The organism is Actinoplanes sp. NPDC049265 (assembly GCF_043197135.1).
GTDB lineage: Bacteria > Actinomycetota > Actinomycetes > Mycobacteriales > Micromonosporaceae > Actinoplanes.
On record NZ_JBICSP010000009.1, the window covers coordinates 39,305 to 60,189 of the forward strand.

General features: G+C 73.8%; 13 protein-coding genes. 2 read left to right on the plus strand and 11 right to left on the minus strand.

The genetic code is table 11. The features are described 5' to 3' along the window. Nucleotides 1-81: 81 nt before the first annotated feature. Nucleotides 82-2,082, minus strand: coding sequence for a squalene--hopene cyclase (gene shc / locus ACGFIO_RS22040; protein ID WP_392828163.1), 2,001 nt, complete (start codon nt 2,080-2,082; stop codon nt 82-84). Nucleotides 2,083-2,200: 118 nt separating this feature from the next. Here shc and ACGFIO_RS22045 point away from each other — a divergent pair, with 118 nt between their 5' ends. After that, nucleotides 2,201-2,965: a GNAT family N-acetyltransferase gene (locus ACGFIO_RS22045; RefSeq protein WP_392828164.1), complete on the plus strand. Its 765-nt coding sequence runs from the start codon at nt 2,201-2,203 to the stop codon at nt 2,963-2,965. A gap of 19 nt (nt 2,966-2,984) precedes the next feature. Continuing rightward, nucleotides 2,985-3,911 (plus strand): phosphotransferase family protein, encoded by a 927-nt coding sequence (locus ACGFIO_RS22050; protein WP_392828165.1) that lies wholly within the window; start codon nt 2,985-2,987, stop codon nt 3,909-3,911. A gap of 84 nt (nt 3,912-3,995) precedes the next feature. On the opposite strand, the gene ACGFIO_RS22055 is transcribed toward ACGFIO_RS22050, so the two are convergent. The 10 genes from ACGFIO_RS22055 to ACGFIO_RS22100 all read right to left on the minus strand — a co-directional run bounded on the left by ACGFIO_RS22055 (nt 3,996) and on the right by ACGFIO_RS22100 (nt 20,838). Beyond that, a complete protein-coding gene (locus ACGFIO_RS22055) occupies nt 3,996-6,008 on the minus strand; it encodes a hypothetical protein (RefSeq protein WP_392828166.1) in 2,013 nt (670 codons plus the stop codon). Between the two features lie 201 nt (nt 6,009-6,209). After that, nucleotides 6,210-7,280, minus strand: a complete 1,071-nt coding sequence (locus ACGFIO_RS22060; protein WP_392828503.1) for a VWA domain-containing protein — start codon at nt 7,278-7,280, stop codon at nt 6,210-6,212. A gap of 205 nt (nt 7,281-7,485) precedes the next feature. Further along, a complete protein-coding gene (locus ACGFIO_RS22065) occupies nt 7,486-9,807 on the minus strand; it encodes a DUF5682 family protein (protein WP_392828167.1) in 2,322 nt (773 codons plus the stop codon). Nucleotides 9,808-9,810: 3 nt separating this feature from the next. Continuing rightward, nucleotides 9,811-10,920: an AAA family ATPase gene (locus ACGFIO_RS22070; RefSeq protein ID WP_392828168.1), complete on the minus strand. Its 1,110-nt coding sequence runs from the start codon at nt 10,918-10,920 to the stop codon at nt 9,811-9,813. Then, nucleotides 10,917-12,980 (minus strand): DUF4132 domain-containing protein, encoded by a 2,064-nt coding sequence (locus tag ACGFIO_RS22075; RefSeq protein WP_392828169.1) that lies wholly within the window; start codon nt 12,978-12,980, stop codon nt 10,917-10,919. Before ACGFIO_RS22075 ends, ACGFIO_RS22070 begins: the two co-directional genes overlap by 4 nt. Continuing rightward, nucleotides 12,977-16,591, minus strand: a complete 3,615-nt coding sequence (locus ACGFIO_RS22080) for a DUF4132 domain-containing protein (RefSeq protein ID WP_392828170.1) — start codon at nt 16,589-16,591, stop codon at nt 12,977-12,979. The genes ACGFIO_RS22075 and ACGFIO_RS22080 overlap by 4 nt, the downstream gene beginning before the upstream one ends. A gap of 95 nt (nt 16,592-16,686) precedes the next feature. Further along, nucleotides 16,687-17,826 carry a peptidase gene (locus ACGFIO_RS22085; RefSeq protein WP_392828171.1) on the minus strand — a complete coding sequence of 380 codons (1,140 nt, stop codon included), beginning with the start codon at nt 17,824-17,826 and terminating at the stop codon, nt 16,687-16,689. Between the two features lie 35 nt (nt 17,827-17,861). Then, nucleotides 17,862-19,178, minus strand: a complete 1,317-nt coding sequence (locus ACGFIO_RS22090) for a helix-turn-helix domain-containing protein (RefSeq protein WP_392828172.1) — start codon at nt 19,176-19,178, stop codon at nt 17,862-17,864. Nucleotides 19,179-19,210: 32 nt separating this feature from the next. Beyond that, nucleotides 19,211-20,275 (minus strand): hypothetical protein, encoded by a 1,065-nt coding sequence (locus tag ACGFIO_RS22095; RefSeq protein ID WP_392828173.1) that lies wholly within the window; start codon nt 20,273-20,275, stop codon nt 19,211-19,213. Further along, nucleotides 20,272-20,838 (minus strand): RNA polymerase sigma factor, encoded by a 567-nt coding sequence (locus ACGFIO_RS22100; protein ID WP_392828174.1) that lies wholly within the window; start codon nt 20,836-20,838, stop codon nt 20,272-20,274. Before ACGFIO_RS22100 ends, ACGFIO_RS22095 begins: the two co-directional genes overlap by 4 nt. Nucleotides 20,839-20,885 lie beyond the last annotated feature (47 nt).

The window sequence follows — 20,885 nt, forward strand, 5'->3', positions numbered from 1 at the left end:
ACCTTCGTGACGATGGGTGAGCGGCAGTGGTAACCCTGGGCGGTATCCGAGGCCTGGATACCGCGCAGGGCTGCCACTGGGTCAGGCCGCGCCGGGACGACGGGCGGCGTAGCGGGCCAGGGCACAGATCGGGAAGACGACGCGGTGGAGGTGGTGGTTGACGTACAGGTGGCCGGGTACGGCGGTGCCGGTGTGGTGCGGTTCGTCCCAGCCTCCGCCGGGGCGTTGGTGGGCGGCCAGCCACTCGGCGGCGCGGCCCATCGCCTCGGCCGGTCCGGTACCGCCCGGTGCGGTGCGAGGCAACGCGGTGCCGCCCGGTGCGATGCCGGACGGTGCGGCGCCGAGCGGTGCGGTGTGGGGCAGAGCGGTGCCAGGCAGAGCGGTGCCAGGCAGAGCGGTGCCAGGCGATGCGGTGCCAGGCGGTGCGGTGCCGGCCAGCAGAGCGAGCAGGCCCCACGCGGTCTGCGAGGCGGTGGCGGGGCCACGGCCGACCCAGGACCGGTCGCGGTAGGAACGCGGGTCCTCACCCCAGCCGCCGTCGGGCTGCTGGCAGGCGGTCAGCCAGGCGACGCCACCGTCGACGGCGTCGGTGATCCGGTCGCCGCGGTCGCCGTCGACGTGGGCGCGGGCGGCGGCCAGGGCGGGCAGGACGGCGCCCGTACCGTACACGTGGTTGACGCCCCACCGCCCGAACCAGGAACCGTCCTCCTCCTGGGCGCGCAGCAGCCAGTCGACGCCGCGCCGGACGGCGGTGGTCCCGCCCGCGCCGCCGTGGCAGAGCGCCTCGACGACGTGCGCGGTGACGTCGGCCGACGGCGGGTCGGTGACCGCGCCGGCGTCGGCGAACGGCAGCGTACGGGGCAGCCGGCTGGTGTTGTCGGCGTCGAACGCGCCCCAGCCGCCGTCGGTCGACTGCATCGCGATCAGCCATTCGCAGCCGCGCCGGACCGCGGCGTCGACCCGGCGGGCGTTGCCGGTGGTGCGGGCCCGGAGCAGGGCGAGAACAGCGTGGGCAGTGTCGTCGGTGTCCGGGAAGAGGTCGTTGTCGAACTGGAACGACCAACCCCCGGCCCGGCCGTGGGGGCGGCGCCGGGCCCAGTCGCCGGTCCGCCGGACCTCCTCGGCCAGGATCCAGTTGGCGGCGGCGACGACGGCCGGATGGTCGCCGGGCACCCCGGCGTCGGTGAGCGCGATGACCGCCAGCGTGGTGTCGCGGACCGGGGACTGGCACGCCTCGACCCACCGGCCCTCGGCCGAGCGGACGGTGAACCGGTCGAGCCCGTTCAGGGCACGCTCGCGGGCCGGGTGGCCGCCGGGCAGGGCGAGGATCGAGTAGCAGGTGGCGGGCCGGGTGCCGCCCCACGATCCGTCCGCCTCCTGCCGGTCGAGGATCCACGACTCGCAGCGGCGCAGGGCCAGCCGGCGCAGCGGCCGGGTCGGGTGGCGGCCGGCCAGGGTGAGCTTGTGCCGGACCGGGTGCGGCCGGCCCACGCCGAGCTCGCGCAGGTCGAACGGCAGCCGGTGGATCGGGCGGTGCGCGGCGATGACGGCCAGCGGCACGACGGTCTGCCGGGTCCAGCTGGCCCAGCGGTAGACGCTGAACGGCGCCCACCGCGGCAATAGGATCAGCTCCGGCGGCGGTGCCGGGAGGGCGTCCCAGTTCCACAGGCCGAGCATGGCCAGCCAGCAGCGGGTGGTCAGGCGGGTGCCGGGCAGGCCGCCGGCGGCGCGGATCTGGCTGGCCGCGCGGGTCAGGTGCGACGCGTCTGGCGGGTCGCCGGCCAGGCGGAGGGCCAGGTACGCCTCGACGCTGGCGGACAGGTCCGGTGGCCCGTCGTGGAAGGTCGACCAGGTGCCGTCGGGCCGCTGGCGGGACCGGATCCAGGTGGCGGTGGCGGCGGTGTCGTCCGGCTGGCGGATCCCGACGATCTCGCGGAGCAGCAGGTCTTCGGCGTCCATGGTCACGTTGGTCTCGAGCAGGCCACGCCACCAGCCGGCCGGGTCCTGCCGGGCCAGCAGGTGGTCGCGTGCCCGGGCCAGCACGGCGGGTACGGACACCCGCGGCGCGACCAGCTCCGTCATGATCACCAAGCTAGTCCAATCCGGACAAATAGCCCAGGTTTTGCCATCGCGACGGGCGTGGCGCGTCGTGTGGCGGCTGTCACGTGAACGCTGCTCACGCGTACCCGTCGCTTCGAATGTGTTTGAGCGATCCGAGGCCGACGCCTTCCTCGACCTGGTCCGGGCCGGGCCGCCGGAGCTGGACACCCGGGCCGTGACCTTCGACGGCGTCGCCGTGCTGACCCGGCCGGGGCCGGACGCCTCGTTCTGGTGCCAGGTCGTCGGGTTCGAGGAACCGCCCCCGGCCGACCTGATCGGTGCGATCGTCGACCATCTCCGCGACCGGGGCGTCGAGCAGGCGCGGTTCGCGCTGCCCCCGCACGCCCGCACCGGCGACTGGGCCGCCATCGCCGCCAAGTACGGGCTCACCCCAGCCGGCCGCACCCTCAAGCTGGCCGCGCGCCCGTCGCTGGACGTCGCACCCGCGCCCGCCGTGACCCTGGTCGAGCCGTCCGACCACGAACGCTGGTCCCAGGTGATGTGGCGCGTCTTCGGCCTGTCGACGCCGGCCAACATCGCCATCAGCGTGGCCGCGCTGAAGCAGCCGGTGTTTCGCGCTTACGCCCGCTGGGACGGCGACGAGATCGTGGCCACCGGCCTGGTCCGGCTGCACCCCGACGGTGCCCACCTGTTCTCCGGCGCCACGATCAGCACCCATCGCGGGCACGGCGCGCAATCGGCCGTCATCGCCGCCCGGGTCGCCGCCGCCGCCGAGGCCGGCTGCCCGGTGCTGGTCGCCGAGACCGGCGTCGTCCCCGACGGCTACAACACCTCGGCCCGCAACCTGATCCGGGCCGGCTTCGAGCCACGGTACGAGCGGGAGACCTGGCTCTGGACACCCTGATCGGCGGCATGCTGGGCGGATGACGTTGACCTGGCTGGCCGAACCGACAGTGGACGCCCTGCGGGCCGCGCTCCGCCGGGTGGCGCCCGACCTGGCCGAGGGCACGATCGTGCCGCGCGGACCGTTGGCGGAGGACGATCCGGAGTGGTCCGGGGCCACCGCGGTGATCGACGACCGGTACGTGGTGAAGTTCGCCTGGGCCGAACCGCCCGCGCGACGGATCAGCCGGGAGGCGCGGCTGCTCGACGCACTGCGTACGGCGCTGCCTCTGCCCACCGTGGTGGCGTTCGCCGAGGACCCCGCGATGCTGATCACCCGCCGGTCGTCGGCGGTGCCGTTCTTCGCCGTCCGGCACCGGATCACCGCCCGCGCGCGGCCACAGGTCGCCCGTGACCTCGCCACGGTTCTGGCCGGCCTGCACGGCTCCGCCCGGCTCGGGACGGTGTCCGGCCCGCCGCCGACGGCCGAGCCGACGGACGTGCTGCGCACCCGCTTCGGCGCACTGGTCGACCCGGATCGGCGGAACCGGGTCCGATCCTGGTGCGACTGGGCCGACCAGGTGCTGGACACGCCGGGCCGGACCGTACTCGTGCACGGCGACTTCCACGGCGACAACCACCTGTGGGATCCCGGGACGCTGCGGCTGCGGCTGGTCGTCGACCTGGAGACGGCCGGACCGGGCGAACCCGAGTTCGACCTGCGCTGCCTGCCCGGCGACGGCGGGATCGAACTGCTGACGGCCACGGTCCGGGAGTACGAGCGGCTCACCGGCACACCCCTGGACCTCGACCGGATCATGGCCTGGCATCTGCGCACCGTCCTCGGCGACGCCCGGTGGCGGGCCGAGGCGGGCGTTCCGCTGCCCGACCACCGCACGCCGGCCCAGCGGGTCGACGATCTCGAGGCCCGGTTCGTCGCGTCAGACCGTGTTCCGCAGTCCGGCTGAGTGCGAGGCGAGGTCCAGAGTGTGGCTGGCGTCAGGCGCGCCCTGGGCCCACGCCGCAGCCCCGGGTGGATTACGAAACGCGGCCTACAGCAGCTCGGCGGCCAGGCTCGTGCGTAGGTAGGCGTCCACCCAGGCCGACACGGCCGGATCACCCGGGTCGGGGCCGAGCAGGTCACTGAGCCCCTCAACGGCCGCGGCGGCGTGACGCAGGCCCAGTTTCGACAGGCGGCCGGCCGTGGCGTGCAGGCGCGTACCCATCGTCGACGGCACGTGCCGCAGCCCCCGGTGCGCGACCTCGGCCAGCAGCGCCACCGCCTCGTCGATAACCTGCGCCAGCGGGTCGGCCGGCGGCGCCAGGCCGGCGCCGGGATCGGTGCCGCGGGCGGCGGCCGCCAGGTCGGGAACCACCACACCGTCGGCGGTGGCGAAGGCCAGCGGGTCGATCAGGATGCCGCCACCGCCGCGGCGGACCGTGCCCGAGACGAAGCGCGGCCCGGCCGACAGGGCCTCGGCCATGCTGTCGAGGCGGCCCGGGGCGCACGACTCGTGGGTGGCCTGGACGACCGCGGTGGTGCCGGTGGCGTCGGCGATGACCGCGTCCAGACGCTGGGCGCCGGGGGCGTAACTGATCGAGCGGACCGACGCCACCGGGATCACGCGGACCAGTTCGGCCTGCACACGGGCGCGGATCGGGCGGGGCGGCAGGGCGTCGAGCTCGGCCGCGAGCGCGTCGAGGGAGGCGGCGAGCAGGGCCGGCGGCAGATGCTGCCAGGAGCCGCGGGAGGCCATCGCCTCGGTGCGGCTCAGCCGGCGCGCGCCCAGCCGGACGGCGCGGCTGGCACTGCGGGCCGCCGCCTCGGTGACCACGGCGCCGGACGCGAGCAGGCCGACGGTCACCCCGGCGACGCGACGTGCGGCAAGCTGTGGTCCGGCTTCCTCCGCCGGGTACGCCCGCCGCAGCACGAGCACGGTGGCGCTGTCAGCGTGCGCGAGGAACAGGTCGACCACGCGCTCGTCGCCGGCCGCGCTGACCCGGGCACCCACCCCGTCCAGCCGGGCCCGCCGCAGCGGTGTCTCGGCCGCCTCGTCGGTGCCGAGCACCCGGGACCGGAGTTCGGCGCCCGGGCCGGTGACGGCGCGGTGCCGCGCGACCAGTTCGGCGAGGTGGTCGGCGAGTGCCTCGGGCCGGTAGCGGGCGCCGCGGTCCCGGTACGCCTCCAGCTGCCCGGCCAGGTCGTCGAGGGCGAGCAGCGGCCACCGCAGGCGCGCGGCGTCGAGCTCACGGCGTACCCCCGCGATCTCCCCGGCCAGCCCCGCACCGAGCTGGACCGCCCCCTCCAGCAGGACCGTCGACGCGAGCGCGACCGCTGCCTCCAGCGCGGGCCCGCCGGCCGGCGCCGCTTCCCCACCGACCTGCACCTGCGCGTCGGCCAGCTCGGGCACCCGCTCGTCGGCCACCCGGAACGCCCACACGGCCAGCGCGATCACGTCGTCCCGCACCCCCGCGACCGTGTCGGTGGTGGCAAACCCCAGATCCTTGGGTACGAGGAACCGCACGGTCGCCGTGGGCAGCTCCACACTGGGCACCGGGTCGGCCTCCCGCCCCCGGCGCACCCGGGCCACATACCCGGCTCCCGCCGCCCGCCGGGCCGTCGCCACCAGACGCTCGCCGAGCCGGGCGACCAGCTCCTCGTCGGTGAACTCCCCCGGTGACCACTCCGCCGCACCCACGGACCCCGTCACGTCCGCCGCGTCCACGGACCCCGCCACGTCCACGGATCCCGGCGCGTCCACGGACCCCGCCGCGTCCATGTCCGCCGCCCCCGCTGCCGGCGGCATCCGCTTGTAGGCCAGCACCAGACCGACCAGATGCCGGCAGGTGCCCGAAGCACCGCATCCGCAGGTGGCACTCTCGAACCCGCCGACCGGCAGAGCCGTCGTCACCCCGTCCGGGAACGCCGCCCGCACCGTCCCGTCCTCGTCCTCGGTCAGCTCCGGTGTGGAACGTTCCAGCTCACGGGCCGCGCGCTTGACCAGCCCCCGATTGGTCAGCTCGGCCAGCGTCGCCTCGGTCAACGCCAGCAGATCCGCCCTCACCGCGTCACCCACCCAATCTGCTCGGCCGCCCTCATCGGGTCACCCGCCCGGACCGCTCCGCCGCGCTCACCGGATCACCCGCCCGGACCGTTCGGCCGCGTTCACCGGATCACCCGCCCGGACCGCTCAGCCACCCTCATCAGAGCCGCGCTCACCGGGCCACCCGCCCGGACCGCTCAGCCACCCTCATCAGAGCCGCGCTCACCTGGTCACCTGCTCGGCCACGAACGCCGCCAGCTCGCCCGGCGTCATCGCACCCATCGAGGCGCCCACGTTGGCCAGGCTCTGGGCCATGTCCCGGTCGAACGCCGGACTGGCCTGCTCGTCGAGCGCCGCCAGCCCCAGCACCTTCGTACCCTGATCGACCAGCTCCCGCACCGCCCGGATCAGCACCGACTGCGACCCGCCCTCGTAGAAGTCGCTGATCACCGCGACGATCGCCCGCCGCGGCTGCTCGATCAGCCCGGCGCCGTACCGCACCGCCCGCGCGATGTCAGTCCCCCCACCGAGCTGCACCTTCATCAGCAACTCGACGGGGTCGTCGACGTCGCTGGTCAGGTCGACCACGTCGGTGTCGAAGGCGATCAGATGGGTACGCACACCCGGCAGCCCCCACAGACACGCCGCCGTGACGGCCGAGTGGATCACCGAGTCGACCATCGACCCCGACTGATCGACCAGCAGAATCACCTGCCACTGCTCGACATGCCGTCGCGTCCGGGAGAAGAAGTGCGGCGTCTCGATGTAGAGCCGCTTCTCCTCCGGCCGGAAGTGCCCGAGGTTGGCTCGCAGCGTACGCCGCATGTCGAAGTCCCGGGCCTGCTTCCACCGGCTGGGCCGCCGCGCCCGCGTCCCGCTGAACGCCGCCCGCACCTCGACGGCCATCTTCGCCAGCAGGTCCCGCACGACGGCCTCGACGATCCGCCGGGCCAGCCGCAGCACCTCGGGGTTCATCAGGTGTTTGGTCTGCAGCACGGCCCGCAGCAGCGACGGATTGGGCTCGATCGTCTCCAGCACCGCCGGGTCGGTCACGATGTCGTTGATCTGGTAGAGCTCGACCGCGTCGCGCTGCAGCCGCTCGATGGTCTCCTTGGGGAACAGACGGTTGATATCGTCGAGCCAGTCCACAGTGGTCACCACCGAGGGACCGTCGCCACCCTCCTTGCCGGCCGCGCCCGGCCGCACGTCGCGCCGATCGTGCTCGCCGTCGCGGCCGTAGAGCCAGTTCAGCGCCGCGTCCCGGGCCACACCGTCGGCGCCGAGGTCGCCCATGGCCGAGGCGGGCGCCCCGAGCACCAGCCGCCACCGCTCCAGGTCCGGATCGGTCCCGGCCGACTGTACGAAACTGTTTCGTACAGGTGAGCTCACGCCGCCCCCTCCGACCCCACCGACTGAACGAAACAGTTTCGTACACCAGAACTCACGCCACGCCCACCGACCCCCGCCAACTGAACGAAACAGTTTCGTACACCAGAACTCACGCCACCCCCTCCGACCCCACCGACTGAACGACACTGTTTCGTACAGCAGAGCTCTCGGTGATCAGTCCGGCCGCCCGCAGCAGGTGCTCCACCCGCTCGTCCAGGCGCATGCCGGCCGCCACGGTCTGCGGGTCGGCGGTCCCCCGGAGCAGGCCGCGCGCGCTGCCGCTGAGCCCGCGCCGAGCCAGCAGCCGCCCGGCGATGATCTCGCGCTCGCGCGGCGGAAAGAACTCGAACGCTTGCCGCAGCGCCGGCAACCCGACCAGGAAGTCGTCCGCGCCCAGCCCGGACATCAGCTCGTCGAGCAAGCCGATCACGTCCTCGTGGTGCAGCACCTCCTCGCGGGCGAGCGCGAACAGCCCGGCCAGCCAGTCCCCCGCCGTCGCCGCCACGAAGGCACCGCGCACCGTCCGGACCGGATCGAGGTCGGTGACCAGGTCGGCCAGGGCCCACTGGAGGCCGAACATCGCGCCCCGCAGGTCGGGTGGGGCCGAGGTGTCCGCGGAGACCCGGGCCGCGGTTTCCAGCGCCGCCCCTACATCCAGGGACAACGCCGACGCCGCGTGGCGCAACGCGTCCCGGCAGGCCGCCAGTGCCGCTATCCGCCCCAGGTCGGCCGGCGCGGCCGGGCCCCGCACTCCTTCGGCCAGCCATAGAACGCGGCGGACGGCGACCTCGACCACCCGGCCCAGGGCGCCACTGCGAGCCGTACCGAAGACCCGGTCGTGCCGCCACATGGTGAGCATCACGGCCAGCATGCGTCCCAGCGCACCGAGGTCAGGTGCGGCCGCCACCCCGGCGTCGATGTCGGCCAGCGCGCGGTCGGAAACGTCGGTCAGGCCGCACAGGGCGGCGTCGAACAGGATCGCCGCCAGGGCGTCGACGTCGCGGCCGGCCGCGGCGGCCCGTTCGGCCAGGGCGCCGGCGCACGCGTCGGCCAGTGTCGCGCCGTGCGCGCCGGCCTCGATGACCGCGGTCAGGCGGCCGGGGTCGGGCCGCAGGGTCCACCGCTCGCGCAGCGACGGGTCGAGCCCGACCGACGGGCCGGCGGTCCGGGTGAAGCCGGGTACCGCGAGGATTCGTACCCGGTGCAGGATCACGCTGCGGGAGCGGTCGCCGGGGCGGGTCAGGTCGAGGTCGACGTCGCCCACGATGTCGAGGCCGGCCCGGTCCAGCTCGGCGTCGAAGTCGTGGACCAGGGGCGGCGCGGGCGTGCGGGGGTGCAGGCGCCCGACGCGGCTTCCGCTGAGCGCGGCGACCATCTCGACCACGACGGGATGGCTGCCGGCCCGCAGGGTTCCCCGGTCGGACCACGGCAGGGGTACGTCCAGAGCTTCGTTCACCAGTGCCGATGCGAGACCGTCGAGCACGTCGGTGCGGGCGGGGGACGCGTGGCCCCGGATGACCGCCAGCCCGTCGGCGGTGGCCCGCGCCGCGATCAGGTCGGCTGTGGAGACGGGCTGCTTCCGGTCCCGGAGCCGGCCCGCGACCGCCTCGACCAGGTGCCGCGCCGCCACCTCGGCCCCGTACTCGTACAGCTCCTGGTAGTAACCGGGCGACGGCATCCCGGACTGGTATCCGTCGAACGCGTCGAGCCGCCGGAACGAGTACGGCACCAGGTAACTGCCGCCCAGCGCGCCTTCGGGCAGCCGTGGCACCGCGGGCCAGGCCGTCGGGCCCGACGCCGACAGCGACACCAGCGCCGGCCGATGGAACCCACCCGTGACCACGACCACCGGCCGGTCCCCGGCCTCGGACTCCGCCGCCCGCACCCAGGAAGCCATGTACTCCTCGCGCGCGGTGTCCGACTCGGCCGCGGCGGACTCGCCCCGGACCAGGTCGAAGTAGGTGGCCAGCCGCTCGGCCAGCCCCTCGGGCGGGGCGATCTCGACGAGGTGGTCCCACAGCACGTCGATGTTGTCCACGTCGAAGCCGCGGCACAGCCGCGCTATCACCTCGGCGTAGCGCAGTTCGGCGTCGGCGTACCGGTTGGCCCGCCCGGCGAAGGCCGGATGCCAGGCCGGGAGGTCGATGAACCGCAGTTCCGCGCCGGCCGCCGAGCCGTGCGTGAGCGCCACCCACTCGGGCGAGTAGTCGCAGAACGGCGTCCACGAGCCGTGCCGCCGCTCGTCGTCGCGGTAGCTGGTGAACACCGCGACCGGCAGTTCGTGGCCGAGCAGCAGCTCACCGACCCGGTCGTTGAGGTCGGCCGGTCCTTCGATCAGGACGTAGGCGGGGCGGAGCGCGTCGATGGTGTCGGCGACCAGCCGCGCGCAGGCGGGACTGTGGTGGCGGACGCCGATGAAGGTGACCGGCACGGCTCAGCCCGGGAGCAGGTGCCGGGCCTGGCGCAGGGCCTGCCACTGCCGGCCCGGCCGCCAGTCGACCGGCTGGGACAGGTACCGGCGGAGTTTGGCCAGGTCTTCCGGGCTGTCCTTGGCGGCCGTGCCGGCCAGGCAGGCGACCACGTCCTCGGCGTTGCCGGGCTCGCCGCGCAGGAACCAGCCGCGCAGGCCGACCGCGTGCGCGACGGAAACCGCTTCGGCCGTACTCATCACCGCCGACAACCGCTCCATCGAGTCGCCCCGCGCGGTCTCCCCGCCGCGCAGCTCGCGGAAGGTGGTGACCAGGACCTCAAGCACGTCGCGGCGCGGCTCGGCGGTCACCCCGGAGCGTTGCAGCAGTTTGCCGGCCTCGTCGGCGACCAGCGACAGCTCGGTGTCGAAGTCGGCGATCGGGAACACCGTCTCGAAGTTGAACCGCCGCTTGAGGGCCGAGCTCATGTCGTTGACGCCGCGGTCGCGGGTGTTGGCGGTGGCGATGATGTTGAAGCCGTCGCGGGCGAAGACCATCGCCTCCGGCCCGGTCAGCTCGGGGATCGCGAGCACCCGGTCGGACAGCGGCGAGAGCAGGCAGTCCTGCACCTCGAGCGGGCACCGGGTGATCTCCTCGAAGCGGACCGTTCGTCCCTCGGCCATGCCCCGTAGCAGCGGCGCCGGGACCAGCGACCGGGTGGACGGCCCGTCGGCGACCAGCAGCGCGTAGTTCCACGAATACCGGATCGCGTCCTCGGTGGTCGCCGCGCCGCCCTGGATGGTCAGCGTGGAGTCGCCGCTGACCGCGGCCGCGAGCAGCTCGGACAGCAGCGACTTGGCCGTGCCCGGGTCGCCCACCAGCATCAGCCCGCGGCTGGTGGCCAGGGTGATCAGCGCCCGGTCGATGAGCGACGGGTCGCCGACGAACTTGCGGGTCACGCCGAGCCGGTCGTCCCCGATCACGAACCGCCGGGCCGCCTGCACGCTCAGCGCCCAGCCGGGCGGTCGCGCGGCGTCGTCGCGGGCCTTGAGGCGGGCCAGCTCGTCGGCGTACCGCACCTCGGCCGGCGGCCGCTGCACCTCCTCGACCGGCGCGGTGACCTCGATCGGGCTCATGGGGTGACCTCCGAAAGGTGGCGGATGACGTCGGACAGGGCGACCGGGTCGGCCGAGGTGACCGGGAGCCGAGGGTCCCCGGTCAGGGCGATGTCGAGGATCTGTTGTTCCAGCGACGCGTCGGACCCTAGCCGGACGACCACCGTGCGCTCGGCACCGACCTCGAAGGTGATCAGGTTCTGGTCGCGGGTCCAGCCGCGGAACTCGAGCTCGCGCGCCCGCCCGTCGGGCAGGGCGGCGCCGTCGAAACGGAGGAGGCGACCGGCCTCGGCCTCCTCGGCCGTGGGGGTGAAGGTCTGCCGGGCGAGCTGCGGGAACGGTTGCAGGATCTCGTAGTCGGCCAGCACCTCGGCCCAGTCGGGCCGGCGGTCGCCCAGTTCCAGCGGATGCGCGATGCCGACGACGGCGTCATCGGCCAGGGTCGTCTCGGCGTCGTCCACGGTGGCCAGGCTGAGATCCTCGGCCACCCGGACCGCGCCGGTCATGGCCCCGGACCGGTCGTAGACGCCCCAGACCAGGCGGCGGGTGAGGTGAAGCATGAGCGGGTGCTCGACGAAGTGCCGGCGGAACTCGGCGGCGCTCCACCGGCGCCGCTTCACCATGGCGCGTTCCATGCGGCGCAGCTGCTCGGTGGCGACCTTACGCACGTCCCTCTTCAGCGTCGTGAAGGCCTGGTAGGCGGCCGGATCGTCCTTGACACCCGGTTTGGGCAGGGCCTTGAGGTGCTTGCCGGCGGCATCCCGCACGTACGGTCGCAGCTGCTCGTCGAACCCGACGGTGAACCGCCGCGGCCCGTAGTCGAGGGTGATGCTGCCGTCGGCGTTCAGCCCGAAGTCGGGCACCGAGCGGTCGGCCAGTTGCTCCACGGTCAGCCCGAGGGCGGCCGCCAACTCGTCCATCTTTTGCCCGGCGGCCGTCTTGAGGCCGGGGTAGGTGGCCGTCCGGGAGATCCGGTACAGGTGCAGCAGCGCCAGGTCGGACCCGATGGCGGCCAGCACGGAAACGCCGGTGACGGCCCGGGCATGATGGTTGCGACCCGGCCACTGAAGGATCAGCGGGGTCAGCCGGCGGACCGTGTCGTCGTCGCCGAGCAGCCCGAGCGCGTGCATCGCCCAGCCGTCCCGGCTGTCCGCGCCGTGGCCGTCCCAGCGCCTGAAGAGTTCCCAGGCGAGCGCGGCCAGGCCGGCCCGGTCCAGGTCGGCGGTCACGGCCTTCAGCGCCGGGTAGGGCTGGTCGAGGCGGGAGGCGGCGACCATGCGGAGCAGGTGGCTCACGGCCTCGTCGGGCAGAGCGCCCCCGCCACGCGCCTCGACCGGTGGCAGCGTTCCCGGGGCGGCCCACCGGGGAACCACCGGCATCGGAGCCGTGCGATCGGACGCGAGCAACGTCTCGATCGCCGCCACGGCCTCGTCGCCGTACCCGGCGGCGGCGGCCCGCACGGCGCCGGCGTGACCGTCGTCGTGCAGCACGAGCAGCCCCTGCTCAGCGTGGCGGCGGGCGGCACCGGGCTTGCGCAGGGCGACCGGCACCAGGGCGCGGGCGGCCAGGCCCGGGTGGCGCCCGAGCCAGGCCCGCGCGACACCACCGGACGTCTTGCGGCCCAGCAGCTCGGCCATCACCCGCGCCAGGTCCGGCGCGGCGAACGGCACCAGCAGGGGGCCGAAGTCGGCGGGCCGGCGCCGGGCCGCGTACAGCACCGGCGGCAGGGCGTCCTGTTCGAAGCGGGCGGCCACCCGGCGCAGGATGTAAAGCCCGTCCAGGCCCGGTTCCGGGCGCCAGGCGGCCAGCTCCGGCCGGACGACATCCTCGGGGCCGTGCACGAACAACGACATCTGCTCGTCCCAGGACGCCACGTCGCACTGGACGCGGTGGATCAGCATGTCCCACGACCGGTGCAGCGGATCGTCGGCCCGCTGCGCCAGCCATTCCGCCCGCTCGCCGGCGGCCCACTCCATGGTGGCCGGGTCGGCGCAGCTCAGGCCGGCGAGGACCACCGGTGCGGCGGCCCGGCGGGCGAGCCAGGGCGGGTCGGCCAGCATCGGCGGCACCGCAGGGCTCACGGCGTCACCTCGGCCAGGTCGCGGATGACCTCGGACACAGCGACCTGGTCGAGTGTCTCCAGCGACAGTCGCCCGCCGGGCTGCCCCCAGTGGTCGCCGCCGCGGGACAGGAAGATCTCCGCCAGCTTCTGCTCGGGGAAGATCTCGATCGCGCCGATCGCTATGCCCGGGTCGAGCAGAACGACCACGGTGTGGCCGGAGGCCAGTTCCAGCTCGATATAGCCCTGGTGGCCGCCGTCCTGCGGATCCTGCCGCGTCCAGCCGCGGCGTTCCAGGCCGATCACCTTACCGGTCGGGACCGTGGCGCCCTCGAAGCGGGTCAGCCGGCCGCTCGTGACCTCCTCCGGCGTCAGCCCGAAGGTCGGCCGGCTCAGCTGCGGGAACGGTTGCAGGATCTCGTAGTCGGCGAAGATCTCGGCCCAGTCGGGCAGCGTGCCGGCCAGCTCCAGCGGGTGCGCGACACCGACGACGGCATCGTCGGGCAGCACGGTCTCACCATCCTCCACTGTGGAGAAAGTGCGGTCCTCGGCCACCCGCACGGCGCCGGTCAGCGTGCCCTCGGTGTCGTAGACGCCCCAGACCAGGCGGCGCACGATGTGCCAGACCAGCGGATGCCCGACGAACAGCCGCCGGAAGTCGGCACCGCTCCACCGCCGCCCGGTCACCATCGCGCGTTCCAGCCGGCGCAGCTGGTCGGCCGCCACCGTGCGCACGTCCTTCTTCAGGCCGGCGAACGCCTTGTAGGCCGCCGGGGCCAGCTCGGGGTCGTCCTTCACACCCGGTTTGGGCAGGGCTTTGAGATGTTTGCCGCTGTTGTCCATGACGTACGGCCGGAGCGCCTCGTCGAAGCCGACGGTGAACTGCCGCGGCCCGTAGTCGAGCGTCATGCTCCCGTCAGCCGACAGCCCGAAATCGGGCACCAGCCGGTCGGCCAGCTGCTCGGCGGTCAGCCCGAGCACGGCCGCGACCTCGTCCATCTTTTCGGCCGCGGCCGACTTCAGGCCCCGGAACTTGGCCCGCTGGGCGATGCCGTGCAGGTGCATCAGGGCGACGTCGGTGCCGATGGTGGCCAGCACGGTCACGCCGGTGACCGCCTTGGCGTGGCCGCCCTCACCCGGCCAGGCCAGGATCAGCGGGGTCAGCCGGCGCACGGTCTCGTCGTCGCCGACCAGGCCGAGCGCGTCCAGGACCCAGTTCTCCTTGGCGTTGCCGCCGAAGTTCTGCCAGCGTTGGTACAGGCCCCAGGCAAACTCGGCCAGACTGTCCGGGTCGAGGCCGGCGGTGGCGGTTTCCAAGCCTGCGTACGGGTCGTCGAGGCGGGACATGGCCAGCATCTGCGCCAGCGCGGTGACCGCGGCGCCGGGCAGCGCACCGGCCCGGCCACGCACCAGCACCGGCGGCAGCAGCCCGGGCGTCACCCAGGCCGGCACCGGCGGCAGCCGGGCCGGCAGCAGGGCGGCCGGATCGGTGGCGAGCAGCGCCGCGATCGCCGCCGCGGCCTCCTCGCCGTAGCTCGCCGCGGCCTCGGTGATCGACGCGGTGTGGCCCTGGTGATGCAGGGCGAACAGCGCGTTCTCGGCCTGCCGGCGGGCCGTGCCCGGCTTCTGCAGCGCGGCCGGGACCAGCGCCCGGGCCGCCGTCCCGGGATGCCGCACCAGCCACGCCAGCGCCGCACCGCGCGCGGTCTTGAGCCGGGCCAGCCAGCCGGCCATCAGCAGCGCGACCTCCGGGGCCGCGTACGGCAGAAGCAGCTCTTTCGCGTCGGTGGGCGACCGCCGCGCGACGTCGAGCGTGAAGGCGAACGCGTCCAGCTCGAAACGCGCGACGCCGACCCGCATCCAGCTGCCCGCGTTCCAGGTGTCGTGCAGCCGCCAGCCGGCGAGCATCGGCCGCACCACCCGGTCGGGCGCCTCGACCATGAACGTCTGGTGCTCGTGCCACCGGGCTTCGCCGGTCTGCACCCGCCGGGCCACGTCATCCCACGAACCCTCCGGGCGGTAGCGGTGCAGGTGGGTGTTCAACCAGGCCTCGCGCTCGTCGCCGGCCCAGCTCATCGCCGGGGCGTCGGTGCACTCCAGCCCGGCGATCACGACCGGCTTGGCCGCCTCGGCACGGTTGCGCCACGGCGGGTCGGCGAGCAGCGGCGGCACCGCGCCGGCCGGCGCCTCGGGGACGGTCTCGGCCGACCGGATCGCCTCCACCCGCCCGGCCGCGGTTGAGCTCAGCATGGGCCGGACCGGGTCGATCACCTCGGGGTGGGCGAGCACGTGGGCCCGCAGGAGATCGGCCACGGTACGGTTGCCCGCGCCCTCGGCCAGCCACCGCAGAGCCCGGGCCGGATAGCGGGCGGCCGCGTCGGTCAGCGCCGGGGCAACGAACTTCTGATCGGCGCGCTCGATCAGTCCGCGCATCACCTCGTCGCCCGGCAGCGCCGCGAGCACGCTCAGGATGCGGCGTTTGGCGTCCGCGTCGGCGTAGTCCTCGGCGAACCAGGCGAACAGGGCGGGCGCGACGGCCGGCCCGAGCACGTCGGCCAGCGTGGTCGGCAGGGCGAGTGTGCCGACCACCGGCCAGAACCGCACATCCGGCAGCAGGGTGGCGAACTGCTCCGCGGAGCCGACGGCGGCGAGCAGGAAGGTGGCGCGGTAGGCATCGTGGTCGCGGGCGGCGGCGGCCACGTCCTCCTCGACCCAGCCGGTCTGGGTCGGCACGAGCACCGAGGTGACCGCACGGGCGTAGGCGTGCCCGGCCCGCAGCGGGGTGAGCGCGGCGATCACCGAGGCGTACTCGTCGTCCGGGGCGGAGGCCAGGGCGTGGCGTACCCGGAAGGCGATCAGCATCGGGCCGTCGATCCAATGGCTCTGGCGGGTGGTGCCGGGCTGCAGTTCCCGGACGACCGGCACCTTGGCGTCGACGACCACCGCGGTCATCACCCGGACGGCGGCCTCGGCGGCGAACCGCAGGCCGTAGCGGGCGATCCAGTCGTCGGCGAACGCGACCGTGCGTTCGCGGTTCCGCCAGTCGAGGGCGGCGGCCGCGGCCCGGGCGGCGGCGAACTCCGGACCGGCCGTCTCGGGCTTGAAGACGGAGGTCATCTCGGCGACCGCGGCCGCCGCCTTGGGGTCGGGCTCGAACGAGCTGACACCGTGCCCGTCCCGTCGCGCATACCGGTGCCGGTGCCACGCCGGTGGGAACACGAACGTGTCCTCATCCCGCGCGACCGGCGCGGGAGCCGGGCCCGCCGCATCGGTGGGCACGCCGCCGGAAGCGGAATCGGGCACGGCGCCCGAGACCGGCTCGGCGCCCGAGACCGGCTCGGCGCCCGAGGTCGGCTCGGCGCCCGAGGTCGGCGGCGAGTCAGAACCGGGACCGGGCGTGGGGCCGGCGGGCGCGGCAGCCGGGGCGGAGGTCGTTTCGGCGTACCCCTTGCGGGTCTTCTCGGCGATCAGCTTGGTCTCGTGCGCCTCGGCCTTGGCCGTGTCGTCGAAGGTCTTAAGCTTGGTCTGGCCGTTGGTGCCGACCCGCCCGAACCGCACGGTGACATCCGCACCGTCCCGCCGGATCTCCCAGAACTTCGCCGACCCGCCCTCGACGAACTCGAAACTGCGCATGCCCCACCTTCGTCCGGCCAACGTGACAACACCGGTGCCGGACGAAAGCCGCCGGCACCGGTGTCGCGAACGTTAGCGTCCGGGTGTGACAAAACTCAGTCCGCGATCCAGATGCCGTAGTCGCGGGTGGCCGTGCCGAAGTCCTGGAAGCCCAGGATGTTGTTGTTGCCGACGTACGTGTATTGGTTGATGCCCTTGGCGATGGCGCCGCCGCCGGCCGAGCCGGAGTAGACCGGGCCGCCGCTGTCGCCGCCACGCACCGCCACCTGACCGTCGACCTGCCGCGCCTCGACCGCGTCGCCCGGGTCGGTGTTGAACTTCTCGACCCGCAGGTTGCAGACCGGCCCGCCGATGTCCCGGGCCGAGGAGCCACCGGACTGGCAGAGGTATTCGCCGGCGAAGACCCAGTCCCAGCCGTCGACGTTGAGGATCGCGTTGCTGTCCAGTCCGCCCACGTACATCTGGTTGTCGACCGAGCCGGTGGACACCAGGGCGAGGTCGTGGGTCGGGTTGTCGCCGGTAAAGGTGCCGATCGTCTCGCCGACGCCGTCGCGGACCTGGTTGCCGTTGTCGCCGCAGTGCCCGGCCAGCAGCAGGAACTGCTGGTTGGCGCCGTTGCGGACGGCGAATCCGCCGGTGCAGCGGGCGTTGCCGATGATCGCGTCGGCGCCGCCGATCCAGGGCGCCCAGTCGTCACGGCGGCTGGTCTCCACCTTCGCCCCGGTGACCTCGACGGACACCGGCACGTCGGCCTTCGGGGTGCTCTTCAGCGCCGACGCCGAGGCCACGGCCAGCACCACCTTGCTGCCGTCGACCGCGTACTTGACCCGGGCGCCCGGCACCTTCCCGCGGAGCGAGGAACCGGCGGCCCGCAGCTCGGCCAGCGAGTGCGCGGCGGCGCTGACGGTGACCGGTGCGCCGGCCCGGGCCGCGGCGACGACGTCGGCCATGGTGGCCGGCAGCGCGCCCTTCCACCAGAGCACCACGTGGTCGTCGGCGAGTTCGACGCCGGCGTATCCGGCCGCGTATCCGCCGCGCTCGATCTCGCCGCGGATCGCGCTCGCGGCCTTCTGCAGCGGAATCTGCTTCTGGTAACGCTCGGGGAACTGGACGGCCGGGACCGTCCGGTCGGGAGCGGCGGCGCCGGCTGGGGGAAGGGCGGCGGCGGGGGGAACGGCGACGACGAGCGCGAGGGCGCTGGCGATGCCGACGGCGGCGGCAAGGCGTCTCTTCATGGGGATGCCTTTCGAGGTTCGGCTGGGGATGGACCTCAGCTGACCACCGGATCAACACCCGGACCAGGCACTTGACCGGCATAACCGGAGGTGCCGGTCACCGGTGTCACGGCGCGGGGAAGGACCCAGCCGGGCGGCTGCTCGGCGGCGAACAGGCGAACCAGGTCGGGGTAGTGATAACGCTCTCCGGCCGGACACAACAGGCCGAAGTCCACCAATTCCTCCAGCGCCGCCGTGGCGCACGGCTCGGGCAGGCCGGTGGTGAGCGCGGCCCGGGCGGCGTCGAGGTCGGCGGGGGCGAGCACGGCGCAGCGGCGCAGGGCGAGGGCCGCCGCCGGGCTCAGCCGGCCGTACGGGACGGCCAGGGCGGCCGCCATGCTCTGGTCGCCGGCGGTCAGCGTGCTCAGCCGCGTACCCTCGTCGCGAAGTTGACCCACCGCTCTGGCCACGCTCCAGGACGGGCGGCTGGCCAGACGGTTGCCGGCGATCCGCAGGGCCAGAGGCAGGTTCCCGCAGAGGTACGCGAGTTCGGCGACGGCGTCCGGTTCGCTGACCGCGCGGGGCCCGACGATGATTCGCAGCAGCGCGCGGCCGGCCGGGTGGGTCAGCGGGCCCAGCGCCAGCCGCTCCACCGCCTCCAGCCCGGCCAGTGGCCGATGGCTGGTGACCAGCACGAACGACCCGCCGCCAACGGGTCGAAGGGAGCGCACCTGGCGTTCGTCGGCGGCGTTGTCGAGCACCACGATCAGCCGCCGGTCGTGGGTGACTGTCCGGTAGAGCGCGATCCGGCCGGCCCGGGTCGGTGGGATCTGCTCGTCGGGCAGGCCCAGCGAGCGCAGGAACCGGCCGAGCGCGACGGCCGGGTCGAGTGGTTTCGGCGTGCCGCCGAGCAGGTCGATGAAGAGCTGACCGTCGGGGAAGCCGCCGCGGAGCCGGTGGCCGGCGCTGATCGCGAGGCTGGTCGTGCCGACGCCGGTCAGGCCGTGCACGACCACGACGGCCGGGCCGGGGCGGCGGACGTTGACGGCGGGCGACGCGAGCGCGGCGAGCCGGGCCAGTTCGCCGTCGCGGCCGGTCAGGTCGTTGATCGCGGGTGGGAGCTCGCCCGGTGGCGCCGGTCCGGCGTCGGGCGGGACCCGGGTGGCGAGGGCGAGGAACTCGGCGCGGTCGGCGCCGGCCAGCCGGAGGGCCTCGGCCAGCAGGGCGGCGGTACGCGGCCGGGGTGCCCGCCCCCGGCCGCGTTCCAGTTCACGGATCCCGCGGACGCTCAGACCGGAGGCGTCGGCCAGCCGTTCCTGGGTCAGCCCGCGCAGCCGGCGCCACCGCGCCAACCGGCCCGCGAACTCCTCCATAGGGATCGATACTATTCAATGTGTTGCTCGTCTTACCAGGTGGTACCGCAGCCCAGTCCCGCCTTGTAGTCCCGGGGCAGCTCGCCGCCGGCGATCTTGTCCGAGTAGTCCCAGAACACCTCGGGCCAGTCCCCCAGGGCGTTCATGTCATTGAGGACCTTCCAGTGGTGGCTGCCCTTCAGAGCGGCGGCGGCCCGGTCCCGAGCATTCTTGTCGCCGGCCGTGCGGGCCCGGTCCCACTCCTCGATCCAGCGGCAACCGACCTCCGAGGTGACCCGGGCGCCGAACTGGTACGGATCGTTGGTGCCCTCGTACGCGATCTTCTTGGGGTCGAACCCGGGCGGCAGCGGGATGTCGGCCAGCAGCTTGGCCGCCGCCGCCGGAGCCTTGTCCGGGGTGACGATCTCCGGCGGCAGGGCGGCCAGCCAGGTCTTCACGTCGACCTGCTTGACCCGGGTGAGCAGCTCCTCGTAGGCCGCCCGACCGGCGACGCCCTGGGCCCGCACCTCGACGAAGACACCCTTGCGCGGCTCGAGCATGGTCGCGAAGTCGTTGTCGGAATAGGTGACGGTCTTGCCCGGCCAACCGTCCACCGTGGCCGGTCGCGGCGCGCTCACATGGTCGCGGTCGGTGCGGTAGCCCTGGTAGTCCTTCGCCGGATACCAGTTCATCTCGAACGTCTGCTTGTTGTTGGCGAAAGCCAGGGTGCCGTTCTGGTCGGCGAAGCCGTACGCGTTGGTCACCTTCCAGCCGGGCGCGTCGATCAGCAGTCGCGGGCTGTTCTCGGCCAGCTTCATCCACGCCGCCGGGGTCATGGCCTGGGCCTTCCGCTCGGGCACGGCCGCCGGTGGCACGATCGCGGCCGGGTGCGAGGGCTGCGACCGGAACGCCAGCGAGACCGCGACGACGGTGATCAGCACGGCCGCGGCGGCCAGGGTGAACGTGGCGCGCCGGAACACGCCGCGACGCGGTTGAGGCTCGGACATGATCTCCTCCAGGAGATGCTGCTCCGCCCCGTCGAGGCGACCGGCGAGCCGGCCGGCCTCGGGAACAGGATCGGCCTGGCGAACCATCCGATCGATCTGCTCGTCGGTCATCGGGCCTCCTTCGGGGCGGGTGTGGTCAGGACATCCAGTACATGTCCGGCCGGACGGGCATCGTCACCGGTCATTTCGCGGAGCCGGGAACGGGCCCGGGAGAGACGGGTACGCACCGCCGCGGCGCTCACCCCGAGAACGGTGGCCACCTCGCGCGGCTCCAACCCCTCCCAGGCGGTCAACATCAGAACCTCGCGATCGGGCTCACTCAGCCGGGCCAGGGCCGCCCGCACGGCCAGGCGTTCCGGCACCTCGACACCCGGGTCGGCGGCGAACACCGCGGTCAGCCGTTCCCGCAGACGCTCGCCCAGCCGTTCGCGACGAACCCCGCCCCGGTGGAAGTTGGCCAGCACGCGCCGGGCGACACCGTAGAGCCAGAGCCTGACCTCGGGCTCGGGCGGCAGCTCACGGCTTCGACGCCAGGCGACCAGGAAGGTCTCGGCGACCACGTCGGCCGCGTCGTCGGGCTGCTCGACCCGGCGCAGCGCGTACGCGAGCAGCAACGGAAAGTTGTCCGCGTACAGTATTCGGAACCGGGCTTCATCGCCGGGAGTCGCGCTCACATGTACTCCATGTCCGGCCGAGGCCCCATCGTGACAGCAGATGCACC